The organism is Spirosoma validum, from assembly GCF_014699035.1.
Taxonomy (GTDB): Bacteria; Bacteroidota; Bacteroidia; order Cytophagales; family Spirosomataceae; genus Spirosoma; species Spirosoma validum.
In genome coordinates this window covers 352,947-367,083 of sequence record NZ_JACXAA010000002.1, presented here as the reverse complement: position 1 = coordinate 367,083, position 14,137 = coordinate 352,947, and the positions used below count along the sequence as shown (strand labels likewise).

Genomic DNA, 14,137 nt, shown 5'->3' with positions numbered 1-14,137 from the left:
AACTCTAAGGTACAAATAATACACAAATTGTAAATTTCTTTATTGGGCTTGTGGGATTTATTATGTTTAATCAGTGTAAGCAGTTCAGCGTTTTCGGATATGGACGCTGCTGGAGACATAGTAAGCAAGCCTGAGTATAAATTATTCCGTTACTGCTCATGTATACTATAATGATGACCTTCTAACACAAAGAAAGGAATTGTCAACAACCTAGGCGTTTTGGCTTTATATTGTCACTTTCTTTTACAAACTGCTTAAAAAGTAATAATGGCGTTTAATGAGAATACGCGTGTAAAAATTCCTGCAATTCTGCACCTTAATCGATTAGGCTATCGGTACCTCTCCTTGTCGAATGCCAACCACGATGAAAGCACCAATATCTTTACCGACATTTTTCACGAAAGCCTTTACCAAATCAACCCTGGCGTTGATGCCCAAGATGTAAGTCGCTTACTCGAAAAAATAAAACTTGCGTTAGACAACGATGATTTAGGGCAGGAGTTTTATAAAATGCTGCTGGCCACGTCGGACATCAAACTAGTTGACTTTAAAAATTTTGACACGAATGACTTCCGTGTAGTTACAGAACTGACGTGCAAAAACGGGGACGATGAGTTCCGCCCTGATATTACGTTACTGATCAATGGAATGCCGTTGGCGTTTATCGAAGTGAAAAAGCCAAATAATCGGGAGGGCGTTCTGGCCGAACGGGATCGGATCAACAAGCGGTTCAGCAACCCGAAGTTCAAACGGTTTATTAATATTTCCCAGCTTCTGGTCTTCTCCAATAATATGGAGTACGACACCGAGTCTATTGTTCCCATTCAGGGTGCATTTTACGCTACCACGTCCACGCAGCAGGTCAACTTCAACTGCTTTCGAGAAGAGTTATCCAACGAGCTAGCCCACCAGCTGGCCCTTGAAGATGATACGCTGGAAAACGTTATTCTGAAGGACAACAACCTGGCAGCCATCAAGCACTCGCCTGAATTCATTACCAATAAAAACCCCAATAACCCGACCAATCGCATCCTGACATCACTTTTTAGCCAGGAGCGGTTAAAGATGATCCTGAAATACGGCATTGTTTATGTGCATGAAGAAAAAGGGCTTGAGAAGCATGTAATGCGCTACCCGCAGTTATTTGCGACGAAAGCCATTGAAAAAACCATTGACGAGGGCAAACGGAAAGGAATTATTTGGCACACGCAGGGGAGTGGAAAAACGGCACTCTCTTTTTATAATGTCGCCTACCTGACGGATTATTTTCAGCGCAAAGGGGTCATTCCGAAATTCTATTTTATCGTCGATCGGATTGATTTGATGAACCAGGCTAAACGCGAGTTTTCCAGCCGGGGACTGGTCGTTCATACCGTGAATTCAAAAGAGGAACTGGTCAGCGATTACCGAACGCCCAAAGCGATTCATAATCTGACAGGACAGCCTGAAATCACGGTCGTCAATATTCAGAAGTTTAAGGAAGAAACCAGCGTCCTGAAAAGCAGTGATTATGCCATCGATATTCAGCGGGTTTATTTTGTTGACGAAGCACACCGGGGTTACAAACTGGAAGGGAGTTTTCTGGCCAACCTGTCTACGTCTGATCGAAAAGCAATTGTCATCGCGCTGACCGGTACACCCCTAATTGGTAAAGACGCTCGTTCGAAGGATATTTTCGGCGACTATATTCATAAATATTATTACAACGCTTCCATTGCCGATGGCTATACGCTGAAACTGATTCGAGAAGGCATCGAAACAAATTATAAAATTCAGTTGGAACAGGCCTTGAAAGAAGTCGAAATTCTGAAAGGCGATGTGGATCGACGGCTAATTTACGCGCACCCTACCTTTGTTGAGCCTATGCTCGACTATATAATTCTGGATTTCACCGAAAGCCGAAAGCGGCTGGGCGATCAAACCATTGGGGGTATGGTGGTGTGCGATAGCGCTGATCAGGCTGAAAAACTGTACGAACTCTTTCAATCGAAATACGTGGCTACGGCTACCGTTGTTCCGCTTAGTACTTCATCTAGTATTGCGCTTGCTGCTGACCAACAGGGCATTTATACAACCACGGCTAAATCCAAAAAAGCCCTTTCGGCTGCGCTGATTCTGCATGATGCCGGTACAAAAGACGATCGACGGCAGCAGGTAGAGGAGTTTAAGGAGGGTCGAATTGATCTGCTGTTTGTGTACAATATGCTCCTGACGGGATTCGACGCCAAACGCCTGAAAAAGCTATACCTCGGGCGGGTTGTCAAAGATCATAATCTGCTGCAAACCCTCACGCGTGTAAATCGACCCTACAAAAGTTTTCAATACGGCTACGTAGTCGACTTTGCCGACATTCGGAATGAGTTCGATAAGACCAATAAAGATTACTTTGACGAGCTTCAGCAAGAACTCGGCGATGAGATGCAGACCTATTCGAATCTCTTTAAAACCAAAGAGGAGATCGAGGCCGAAATCAAGGACATTAAAGAAACTCTGTTTCCCTATGATCTGCGCAATTCAGAAATTTTCTCACAGCAAATCAGTGAGATCGAAGATCGTAGTACGATGTTGGCCATTAAAAAGGTGCTCGCCAACGCCCGAAATCTGTATAACCTCATTCGACAGTTCGATCATGTAGAGCTGCTGGCCAAAATCGACTTTAAAAAGCTGAATGAGCTTTTCCGGGTAGCTGCCGATCATCTGGATCTGGTGAATCAGAAGCTGTCACTACAGAATAGTACCGACACCACCAACCTGCTTAACATAGCCCTGGAAAATGTACTGTTTATGTTCACGAAGGTGTCGGAAAATGAACTGGTGTTGGCCGATCAGTTGAAAGATACTCTCCGTAAAACCCGCGAAGCCCTACGTAGCAACTTCGACCAGGACGACCCGGATTTTATTACGTTGTATGAGGAGTTGAAACGGCTTTTCAAAAAGAAGAACCTCGACGAGATTACGCAGGCCGACATGATTCAGAACATCGGGTCACTGCGCGTGATCTATGAGCGGGTGAACGAACTGAACCGAAAAAACAATCTCTTACGGGCTAAATACGAAAATGACACGAAATATGCCCGTGTTCATAAGCGGATTTTGGAGCGGGGCGACATCACCAAACGCGAAAGTGAAATCCATGAAACGCTCTTGATTATCAAACAGCAGACCGACGATCAGGTATTAAAAAACTCCCGATTGCTGAATAATGAGGGCTTTTTTACCCAAATGATGCAGCAGGAAGTTGTTAAGGGTTTTCAGCAGACAAGCGTTAAATTAGCACCTGACTCCGCTCGCTATATCAATGGTCTGGTGGTGCGGGAGTACGTAAACGAATATCAGGGTAATTATAGATGGTAGTACAAGACTTTACAGCAAAGACGAAAGAACTGATTGACAACCTGAAGGGCGTTTGTACGTCTTACGGACTGGGTAATGATGGTAATGAATTTAAAATCATCACGCAGGTTTTTCTGTACAAATTCATGAATGATAAGTTTGGCTATGAAGTCAAACAACTAGATTCAACCCTTAAAAACGCTGAAAAGTGGGAAGAAGCTATCGCTGGATACTCAGACGATGCTTATGAGATGCTGCTGCTGGGCATGAGTCCCAATAGTGCCCGGCTCAAGCGCCAGCATTACATCTCGTATCTGTTTGGCAAACAAACGCAGGAAGAATTTGCCAAGTTTTTCGATGATACGCTGCGCGATATCGCCATTACGAACAACGATATTTTTTCGGTTAAAACTAATTCCGGCTCCCGTATCAGGCTGTTCGATGAACTGAGCCAATATATCTCCGATCCTTCGCAACGCGACAACTTCTGCCGAGCTCTGATCAACCAGTTAGTTAACTTTAGCTTCGAGCAAATTTTCGATCAGAAATTCGACTTCTTCTCGACCATTTTCGAGTACCTGATCAAGGATTACAACAAAGACGGGGGCGGCAAATATGCTGAATATTATACGCCCCACGCTGTTGCAAAGATCATGGCGTCTATTCTGGTCGATACGCCCGTATACGACGTGACCTGTTACGATCCATCGGCGGGCTCGGGGACGCTTCTCATGAATCTTGCCCATGCCATTGGCGAAGATCGCTGTACTATTTACTCTCAGGATATTTCGCAAAAATCATCAGGGATGCTACGACTGAACCTGATTCTGAATAACCTCGTCCATTCGATTCCGAACATTGTTCAGGGGAATACGATGCTGTCGCCATATCACAAAACGGGTGATGCACTGATGACCTTCGATTATATCGTATCGAATCCGCCCTTCAAACTCGATTTTAGCGACTATTACCCCGAACTCGACACCAAACGAAACAACGAACGATTTTTTGCTGGTATACCCAATATCCCCAATAAAGACAAGGATAAAATGTCGATTTACCTGCTCTTTATTCAGCACATTATCCATTCCTTGTCACCGAAGGGTCGGGCGGCTGTTGTGGTACCAACTGGATTTATTACGGCGCAGAGTGGTATCGAAAAGAAGATCCGGCAGAAACTCGTCGATGAGCGCATGTTGCGGGGGGTGGTGTCAATGCCGTCCAATATTTTCGCGACTACTGGTACCAATGTATCGATACTGTTTATCGACAAAGCCAATACCAAAGGTGATATTGTGCTGATGGATGCCGCTAAACTGGGCAAGATCATTAAAGAAGGTAAAAACCAGAAAACTCTGCTTTCCCATGATGAAGAGCAGCAGATTATCAATGCGTTCAATCGTCACGAAGCCGTTGAAGATTTCTCGGTGGTGCTCTCGTATGAGCAGATCCGTGACAAAAACTATTCGTTCAGCGCTGGGCAGTACTTCGACGTAAAAATCGACTATACCGACATTACGCCCGACGAGTTTCTGGCCAAAATGAACGGCTTCACACAGAATCTCAACGCTCTTTTTGCCGAATCCCGAACGCTGGAAGACGAGATTAAAGCTCAGTTAGCCGGGTTACGCTATGAACACTAATTTGCCCGATGATACGCGGCTGTTTGGTAGAATAGCTGTGTTGATCGAAATCGCCCGGAAGCAGGTTGTGACGGCCGTTAATCTAGCCATGGTGCATACCTATTTCGAAATTGGCCGTATGATTGTTGACGACGAACAGCAAGGTATGGGACGCGCGGGCTATGGAAAGCAGGTATTGAAAGAGCTATCGGTTCGCTTGACTAATACGTTTGGCAAAGGCTTTTCGGAGGTCAATCTGCGCCAGATGCGCGCCTTTTATGAGACGTACTCAATTCAGCAGACAGTGTCTGCTGAATTGCAACAACCTAGTTTTCAGCTATCCTGGTCGCATTACCTGATTCTGATGAGGATTGACAACCCCGATCAGCGTCGGTTCTATGAACTGGAGTGCGTGGCCAATAACTGGAGTTTACGGGAATTGCAACGCCAGTATAATTCGAGTCTGTACGAACGCCTGGCGCTGAGTCGGGATAAAGACCAGGTACAGAAACTGGCTCAGGAAGGACAACGGGTAGTAGCACCGCAGGACGTGATTAAGAATCCGTATGTGCTGGAATTTCTGGGACTGAACGCCGAAACGGCCTATTCTGAATCGCAACTGGAAACCCGGATTATTGATCAGATGCAGCATTTTCTGCTCGAACTGGGTAAAGGCTTTTTATTTGAAGCACGACAGAAACGGTTCACGTTCAACGAAGACCATTTCTTTGTCGATCTGGTCTTTTATAACCGACTACTGCAATGTTACGTGTTAATTGACCTGAAGACCGATAAGCTCGTGCATCAGGATCTTGGGCAGATGCAGATGTATGTGAACTACTACGACCGTTATGTAAAGCTCGATCACGAAAAGCCAACACTTGGAATTTTGTTATGTAAGCAAAAAAACGACGCACTTGTAGAGTTAACGTTGCCCAAAGAGGCCAACATCTACGCATCGGAGTACAAGCTTTATCTACCTGACAAGCAGTTGTTACAGCAGAAATTAATTGAATGGACAGAGGAGTTTGATACTAACTAGTTTTGAGGAGTGATGAGTGATTGGAAAAAAATTGGGCAGATTGTAAATTTTAAAAGAGGATATGATTTGCCTTCGCGTTTGCGAGCGGACGGGAAATATCCAATATTGAGTTCAGCAGGTATCACAGGATATCATAATGAGTACAAAGCTGAAGGTGAGGGTTTAGTAACAGGTCGATATGGTACTCTTGGAGAGATGTATTATATAAATGGCCGATACTGGCCACATAATACAGCACTGTACGTCATTGATTTTAAAGGAAACTACCCTAAGTATGTTTATTATCTACTAAAGAGTTTAAATAGTTTAAGTCAGTCAGATAAAAGCGCAGTACCAGGTATTAACAGAAATGATTTACATGAGCTAAAAGTCCCTTACGTTGAAAGAAAATACCAGATTCCTATAGCATCTGTCCTTTCCGCTTTAGATGCCAAAATTGAGCTTAACAACCGCATCAATGCTGAGCTAGAAGCAATGGCTAAAACCTTGTACGACTATTGGTTCGTGCAGTTTGATTTCCCCGATGCCAACGGTAAACCCTATAAAAGCAACGGTGGCAAGATGGTTTGGAATGAAGAACTGAAACGGGAAATACCGGAAGATTGGGAGGCTGGAAATATTTTGAGAGTCGGTGATTTATTAGGTGGTGGCACACCTAATACAAAAGAACCATCTTACTGGTCAGGTAATATTCCTTTTTTTACGCCCAAAGATGTAGAGGATTCTATTTTCGTAGTTTCTACACTACAATCTATTACCGAAAAAGGATTAAAAAATTGTAGCACAAGGTTATTTCCAAAAGGAACAATATTTGTTACTGCACGCGGAACTGTTGGAAATGTAAATATTGCAGCACAGGATATGGCCATGAACCAATCCTGCTATGCCTTACAGGCAAAACCAGATATCAATTATTATTTTCTGCACTTATGTGTCTGTGATGTTGTAAGGCAGTTGAAATCTAAAGCAAATGGCTCTGTTTTTGACGCAATTGTTTCTAATGATTTTAAGTTAACGTCAATCTCAATACCGCCGGTTGATATTATTAAAAAGTTTGATTCTATTACTGGAAGCTTCTACGAAAAAATCCTCAGCACTAAAAAAGAAAACCAACGCCTTTCTACGCTTCGCGACTGGCTGCTGCCAATGCTGATGAATGGTCAGGTAACGGTAAACAGTATTAATCAGCTTGAAGAGCAAGATTTGAACGTAATAAAGCAGGAAGATCTATTCATTGCCGACAACAAGAAAGCATTTGCCAAGCAGGTGTTAGGGGGAAAAATCGTCTCCCTGTTTCAGAACGATCCTCATTTTACAAATATCAAGTTTCAGAAAATTCAATACTTAGCTGAGCACGTAGCCGAAGTCGATTTGAACTGGAATTATTACTATCAGGCTGCTGGTCCATACGATAACGTCTATATGCACACCATTTCGGAAAAGTTTAAAGCCTCGAACTGGTTTGCAAAAGAGGAGAATAAGTTTACCCCACTCGAAAAAAAGGGACAGATTGACGGCTATTACCAAAGCTTTTTTCAGCCTGTTGTAAACCGCCTTGATAACCTATTTACGTTGTTAGCCGATGTAACGGACATCGAAGCCGAAATAATTGCTACGTTGTATGCGGTCTGGAACAACCGAATTGTCCTGAATCAGCCTGTGGCCGAAGAACTACTAATCCAAGACTTCTACAATTGGAGTGACCGTAAGCTGCTGTACACACCCGAACAATTACAAAAAGGATTGCAGTGGCTACACACAAATAATATCATTCCAAACGGCTTTGGGAAGGAAATGAAGAAGGCCAAAGGGAAAAAGTAAAACACTAGTTGTACTCTAGTAAAAAAGGTTAAAAGACTTGTCATAGCAGTTCCAATGCAAAACGTTTTACACCAGAACCCGCTATCCGCCTGGAAACACTTGTGTAGTGCTGGTGGAATAGAACTCGATGGAAGGGACGAAGGCCTTGATAAAAAGATACATTTAGCCCTTAACCCTTCATCTCGGTCATTAGAAGACGCTCTATCTGGAGCAACCATGAATGAGTTTCTTTCGGCATTTTTTGCAGGAATCCACCCATTTATCCTGATTTTTAGGGATATACTCGACTTTTTTGAAAATGCAGATGCCACTAAAGGTCAGGCGCAATGGATGCTACAAGTTGATAATGTAGACGTAAGCCTTGAGCACTTTCGAGATTGGATAGAAACCTGGTCAAAAATAGAGAATGTAAAGCAGGAAGTTTCTGCGCTTGTTTTTCAGGATACCGGGGAATTATTGGGGATTTTACGTAAACCTAATGTTGTTGAAAAGCAGTTACAGCTATCTTTAAGAAATGAGTTGTTAAGTCTTCCTCAAGATGTTCAAGAGTGGACAAGAGCATATAACAGTGGAAAGTATTTACCCCTCCCAAAATCACTGTCCTCACCTGACTTTCCAGGTGAATTGCGTGAGAGCGTCTCGATTGCTCAGGCAATTGCCTCTATACTAATAAATTCTAAAATGACCCAAGGGGAACTTAGGCAGACATTGGTCAAACAGGCATATCCGCAAGGGGAATCCATGAATTCAATCGACTTTTGGGCAATTGTTCATCGTGAAACGGATTATTTATTACGATCATTAGTTATTGCCCTATCGTCTTGTGGTACCCTTCTTAAACCTGTTGAATTGGCAGAACTGTCCGTAGAACTGAACACTTTCATCGATAAGTATCCAAAGGTGCCATTAGAGATGGAAATTCATCTCAGTGATTTTGACTCTATCCTTTCTTTACCAATCTGGAAAAAGCGTTATGAGCTATATTCGGTTTGGATTGCAACGGAGATTATAAAAGCACTTCATGGGCATAATATCGAATTACACCATGATAAGGGCCGAATTGCTTTTGCCTTTCACGAGACATTAATTGCAACTGTTCACTCAGCAAAAGATCCATTTATACTTGTCAGTGAACGCCGATCGCCACTATTTGATCCAATAGGCAAAGGGCGTTCAAGTGCTGTTCAGCCTGATTATGGCTTATGGAAAACAAGAAAAGGTCAAGAAGATTGTGCAATGGTTATTGAAGTCAAACATTACAAAAAATCATCAAAGAAAAATTTTGTTGATCTCTTCGTTGACTATGCACGTGCTTTTTGTCTAGCAGAAGTATACCTAGTAAATCATGGACCGACTGGAAAGGTTATTGAAGGCGTTAAGTCTATTTCAACAAATTTGGCTAACCGATGTCACCCAATTCAGCACTTAACGCCCTTAAATACAGAGGCTCGTGAAAAATTTGCCGTTGCTGTACGTAAGTGCATTGGTGAACCACAAAAGGTAATGTTGGTAAAAAACCAAGGTGTGGTAAAAACCGTAGTGTTCGATGTCTCAGCCTCTATGAATACTCTTCTAAATTCTTCAGCAGCAGACGAACTCAAATCCTCTATTTTGGGAATTGACCAATTACAAAACCTAGTAGCTGTCGATTACAGACTTGTAGGAAATTTTCCAGTTTCAGAGGCAGGCTTCGCAGATTTGCTTAAATCAGGAGGAGGCTATACAGATTTGAAAAGGGCAGTCCAAACATTGTTAATTGATAATTCAATCATTATTATAGTGACAGATACTGAAGGCTTGGAGACCCTTAACGGTTTAAATGTGGTTACTCACGAATACCAAAAATACGCACCGAAAGAACTTAAAATTTGCGTTTGTATTAAGTAACTCAGGTTTGCAGACATTTTTGGATCAATAACATAATCAAGGCCAAAGGGAAATGGAGGCCCATAATGAGAACTACTAACCAGGGTATGAGCCCCATTCATCAGTTGCCTTTATTATGTACGCCATCACATTCTGCCGAATTATACTAAATCAGTCAATCAATGGCATACTTGATCACTTGTGCAAATTGCAAGACAAAACCAGTGGTAAAAAATCCGAGCCAGCTTGACCGACTGGCTTTTCATGGTACGTTATTTGTAGCAAGAACTCAGCTAATCAAATTAGCAGACATCGATCTTGATTGGAATTACACGCTTCCTGCCTGGGAATTGTACTCTGGAAAAAGAAGTAAACTGTATCCGCAGATAGCTGAGGCTAACTGGAAAAAACCTTGTGTCGACATAAACATCATATCGGCTCTTTTTGGGTGGATTAAGCATACCGATTTGATCCCCTATTACGATTTGAAAATGGATGCTCGAAAAGGGGAAAAGAAGCAACTTATCTGGCGTGTGTGGCAAGAAATGAATGTTCTTCAGGAAGTTGTAAGTCCTGGTGATATCGACTTACTGTCACAGCTGTATCGCAAAGCCGTAAATGAGAATGGTCTTGCAGTAGCAACAGTGCCAACTGTGCGCTTTACGGATCGTGGTGTTCAGAAAGGTATTTGGCTAAATCATCAACTTAACAACGTACTCTGCGATTAGATTTTATGATTGAAAGTATCAAAAACTACGTTCATTCGAATTCAGTACCACTCTTCGAATGCGATAGCCAGGTGCCTTTAAAAGCAATCTTTGATAAACAGGGATTTTCGTTCTCCAAAGAAGCATCAGAGAAATATGCATTGGTGAAAAACCGACCCCATCTATACGTTGCCTATACAGACCTGAAAGAAAGATTTTATTACGTCGGGAAATCGTTTCAAGCTGGAGGACGGTGGAAAAAACAACACGCCTATCATTTAGGAACATTAGCTCATCATTTACTGGGGACAATACGTTACGATGACCAGAACCATCAGCATTGGATTAAAAGTTGGATGGACATAGAAACTGTTCAGACTGAGCTTGAACCTTATTCTATCTACCTGAAAGGAAACGTTTTTATCTCGTTTGTTCCTTTTGAACTATATTCTAATACAGCTTTAACAGACCCACTGGACAAGCCCGGGATGAAAGACATAAATAAATCCATTGAAAGGCAACTGATTGAATCCTATAGGAGAGAGGGATACACGCTGTTAAACGTTCACCACAATATACTCCCAATTTAACAGTTCGTTCGTCAGTGAGTGATTCTGATGATATATTAAGTTAATAAATCAGAACTTGACGAGTTTACAAGAAGGAAGACACTACTAGCTATATACAGTCTTTCCTCCCAAAGAAAAATGTGCCCAAATCCGTTTCTGACGCGTTCCGGTAGATTGACTAATAACTTTGTTCTTACAGAAACGCTACCTTGCCAGGGAATGCCAGTAGCCGGTGCAACGATTTTTTCATCCGCACAAACAATCCTAACTATTTCGCCATCGAACGAAAACGTTGTGACATCCTCCTCGTTAGCTAGCAAGGATAACTTTCTCATTCGTCGAATCATCAATCTAAAATATTCGTGCTCGATCGTTGCGGAAGGTTTATTGTTATAAGCAACCTTTTCTTTTTCCCAAGGCAAAAGATGTTTCCAGATTAAACCCTGATCATACCAGGCCGGTACGATTTTAGCGTCGAATCGATTGCCTAACCCAAATGATATAAAAGCGACCCCCTGTTCAAAAGATTCGACTTCCAATGGAAGTTCAAAGTCAATCAAGGTTAATTTCCGGGCAGTTCTATTTATACCAGAGCACTGTAGTATTTCGACGAAGTGCCTGTTCATTGACTCAATGACCTCCAATTTGAAATTCCCGAAATCAAATTCAAACCCTGCGTTGCCATTATAAGCCGTTGTTCTAGAATTTGAAATTGTCTTAAAGCCAATTTCCATTAGGATGTCATGTGTAGAGATGGAAGGCATATTTGCTGGTTTTACTTCGGATTGTCTATAATCTATCGGTTTCCATTTCACAAGCTCCGGCGAAATAAGCGCTCCTTTTACTGGTCAATTATAGTAAATTTTAATATAGTATGGTCAGTAAGATAGCCGATAACCCTCCTACTGACCATTAAAGCTTATAGACAATGGCTTAAGAATGTTTATGCATTCCAAACTGGAATACTTATAACCAAGTGTGCCAGTTTGGGAACCTTGCAACTGATGGTGCAACTTGGACCAACTCCTCTGGGGTAAATCGAACATCAGTCGTAAACGCTTGTATAGCCTCTCGTGCCTGATCTAAACACGACTCCGCCAAGGTGAAATTATACGTAGCCATACTGTACTGATAAATCTGGCCCAACCTATCAAGTTCTAAATTGAGTCTTTTAGCGGCTTGTTGCTTTCGGATAGCTTTGTATAACGGTACAAGTACAAAGAACCAAATGAGAATAAAAATGATAAAACCGACCATGGTGGAAGGGGTTAGAATTCTAACAAAACGATTTAAAAATGCCACATCCGTTTTCAGTGGTTTTTGTGCGGAGACCGTCTCAAAAGCCGTGGCCAGCAAAATGCAGCATAACCCTCACCTATAAAAAAGCAGGAGCCAATCGACTCCTGCCTTCCTGATTATATCGTTGATAGATTACTGAAGATACCAGTTTGTCCCTTGCCCATCTAAACCCGATCGTACCTGCTCCACGAACTCCAAGGCATTCACCGAACGATCTAGAAATGTGTCAATGTAACTGGACTTGTTAACGCCCGTGAACAGGTTGTAGAGCCGCCACAGGTTGATACTACCATCATCTTGTCGGCAGAAACTCTCATCCCGGTAATAGTCTTTGCAGACTGCTCCCAGTTGGGTATCACCAAACAGTAAAGGAGGGATATACTTTCTGGCGTTAGCAGGTAAATGCCCATACATCCGACACCGGCCCAAAAGCAGGGCGAACTGCTGTTCCGAAAGGGTATATTCGGGTAAAGACCGCACACGGTGCAGCAGGTTATCTTGACTGTACATCTGGAGCATCCTGTAGATGGCCATTCGCAATTGGTCCAGGTTCTTCACCCGCAGATCATTCAGATAGCCATCAGTCCACACGCACATGTTGGTGCAGACCTTGTTCTGAAAGCCAACGAACACTTTAAAATGCTCATCTGCCCCTTTCTTTTGGTAGAGGTTATCCAGATTGTAGGCTTTGACGCCCCCGACGGTCAGCGAAAGGGTATTCCCTCCCACCATGTCCCGGATAGAGGCCACTTCCACCGCAAAGATGAGCCGTTCGTAATAGATCGTTTTTTCCCACTCCTGAAGCTGACTGGCCGGTTTATCTTTGGCATCTGGAATACGGCCTTTGATGGGATGCGATACTCGAACCTGGGGTAACAGGATACGTTCCCCCCGAAATACATCGCTCATCGCGTCCAAGGTGGCATTGATAAAGTCACCGTGACTGATGAGGGGTTCATTATCCTTGACGAAGACAGGGATCAGGTGTTGGTGTCTTACTTCATCGACGGTAGCGACGAGGGTATTGGCTTCGATAAAGGCACGAGCGGAGGATTGCGGCTCCACTTCATAGGCTAATGATGAGGGCAACAGGTCGATTTTAACGGGTATGTGTTCCATGTTTTCTTTGGGTTTGACAGTTTGCTGAACCCAAGTGGACTGTGTTAGTCCCAGGCGAGGAACGAGCCTCCTTATGTTAGTGACGCGCAATTTGTCTGCAAGTATTTTCAGTTAACTGATTTCTGTTTAACCGTGAAAAAGTTAACTGAAAACATGGGGGGTGAGGGTAAACCTTAAAAGCACCGGGGGAGGGTACGGGGGTAGGTACTGGCTCTCGACGGCTCATCTATTTTCCGAAATGCATAAAAATTTTATAAAATTTTATGGTGACCCCTCAATGAAAGTTGTATGATGAGTCCGTCTTTTTTATGATATGCTGAGAAAATCATAGTGATTATTCAGGAAAGACAAATAGGGACATACGAAAGGAGGAAAGCAGGAAAAGCTGAAAAAGACCCGATACTTAGTAACCTCTCACACTCGCACGCACACAATATATTTCACCACTATCTGCTTTTGACTGAGCTGAGGTCTTAGGAATGTAGCTGTTTCCGGGCTTTTCCAGCAGTATGGTAATACATAATTTTTTAGCAGAGCAATTTATGCGGAGGTAGGTAAACTTTTTTATTGATTAAGACACTACATCCTGCGGTTGCGGTTATCACTCAGACTATTTTCGGTCTAAACTGACCAGTAAAACGATTACCTGTCTGGATTCATTTTTAAAATCATAGGGATTACAGGAAAGAGGGTCATCTGGCAAAATCTAAAACTAATTGAAAAAACTCGAATGAGTCAAAAGTCCATTGAACGTTTTCC

The 14,137-nt window shown here is 42.7% G+C and carries 9 protein-coding genes; 7 read left to right on the top strand and 2 right to left on the bottom strand.

All coding sequences use genetic code 11. The annotated features are described in order from the left end of the window. Window positions 1–267 precede the first annotated feature (267 nt). The 7 genes from IC230_RS06365 (at window position 268) to IC230_RS06335 (ending at window position 10,981) form a co-directional block, all read left to right on the top strand. Window positions 268–3,354, top strand: coding sequence for a type I restriction endonuclease subunit R (locus tag IC230_RS06365; protein ID WP_191038141.1), 3,087 nt, complete (start codon window positions 268–270; stop codon window positions 3,352–3,354). Beyond that, complete coding sequence (locus IC230_RS06360; RefSeq protein WP_191038140.1) at window positions 3,348–4,976, top strand: HsdM family class I SAM-dependent methyltransferase; 1,629 nt, start codon at window positions 3,348–3,350, stop codon at window positions 4,974–4,976. Before IC230_RS06365 ends, IC230_RS06360 begins: the two co-directional genes overlap by 7 nt. Then, entirely contained in the window at window positions 4,966–5,997 is a 1,032-nt protein-coding gene (locus IC230_RS06355; protein ID WP_191038139.1) for a PDDEXK nuclease domain-containing protein, read from the top strand. The genes IC230_RS06360 and IC230_RS06355 overlap by 11 nt, the downstream gene beginning before the upstream one ends. A gap of 12 nt (window positions 5,998–6,009) precedes the next feature. Beyond that, the gene (locus tag IC230_RS06350) at window positions 6,010–7,818 is read left to right on the top strand and encodes a restriction endonuclease subunit S (protein WP_191038138.1); all 1,809 of its coding nucleotides are present in this window, start codon (window positions 6,010–6,012) and stop codon (window positions 7,816–7,818) included. 54 nt (window positions 7,819–7,872) lie between these two features. Then, a complete protein-coding gene (locus IC230_RS06345) occupies window positions 7,873–9,705 on the top strand; it encodes a hypothetical protein (protein ID WP_191038137.1) in 1,833 nt (610 codons plus the stop codon). A gap of 161 nt (window positions 9,706–9,866) precedes the next feature. Beyond that, window positions 9,867–10,412, top strand: coding sequence for a peroxide stress protein YaaA (gene yaaA, locus IC230_RS06340; RefSeq protein WP_191038136.1), 546 nt, complete (start codon window positions 9,867–9,869; stop codon window positions 10,410–10,412). Between the two features lie 5 nt (window positions 10,413–10,417). Then, entirely contained in the window at window positions 10,418–10,981 is a 564-nt protein-coding gene (locus IC230_RS06335) for a hypothetical protein (RefSeq protein WP_191038135.1), read from the top strand. Between the two features lie 35 nt (window positions 10,982–11,016). On the opposite strand, the gene IC230_RS06330 is transcribed toward IC230_RS06335, so the two are convergent. Beyond that, window positions 11,017–11,694 carry a hypothetical protein gene (locus IC230_RS06330; protein WP_191038134.1) on the bottom strand — a complete coding sequence of 226 codons (678 nt, stop codon included), beginning with the start codon at window positions 11,692–11,694 and terminating at the stop codon, window positions 11,017–11,019. A 697-nt stretch (window positions 11,695–12,391) separates the two neighbouring features. Further along, window positions 12,392–13,378: a DUF3871 family protein gene (locus tag IC230_RS06325; protein WP_191038133.1), complete on the bottom strand. Its 987-nt coding sequence runs from the start codon at window positions 13,376–13,378 to the stop codon at window positions 12,392–12,394. Window positions 13,379–14,137 lie beyond the last annotated feature (759 nt).

Bases quoted from the DNA above. Each gene is read 5' to 3' on its own strand.
- IC230_RS06335 (WP_191038135.1), top strand. From the start codon at position 10,418: ATGATTGAAAGTATCAAAAACTACGTTCATTCGAATTCAGTACCACTC.
- yaaA (WP_191038136.1), top strand. From the start codon at position 9,867: ATGGCATACTTGATCACTTGTGCAAATTGCAAGACAAAACCAGTGGTA.
- IC230_RS06330 (WP_191038134.1), bottom strand. From the start codon at position 11,694: ATGGAAATTGGCTTTAAGACAATTTCAAATTCTAGAACAACGGCTTAT.
- IC230_RS06355 (WP_191038139.1), top strand. From the start codon at position 4,966: ATGAACACTAATTTGCCCGATGATACGCGGCTGTTTGGTAGAATAGCT.
- IC230_RS06350 (WP_191038138.1), top strand. From the start codon at position 6,010: ATGAGTGATTGGAAAAAAATTGGGCAGATTGTAAATTTTAAAAGAGGA.
- IC230_RS06345 (WP_191038137.1), top strand. From the start codon at position 7,873: ATGCAAAACGTTTTACACCAGAACCCGCTATCCGCCTGGAAACACTTG.
- IC230_RS06325 (WP_191038133.1), bottom strand. From the start codon at position 13,378: ATGGAACACATACCCGTTAAAATCGACCTGTTGCCCTCATCATTAGCC.
- IC230_RS06360 (WP_191038140.1), top strand. From the start codon at position 3,348: ATGGTAGTACAAGACTTTACAGCAAAGACGAAAGAACTGATTGACAAC.
- IC230_RS06365 (WP_191038141.1), top strand. From the start codon at position 268: ATGGCGTTTAATGAGAATACGCGTGTAAAAATTCCTGCAATTCTGCAC.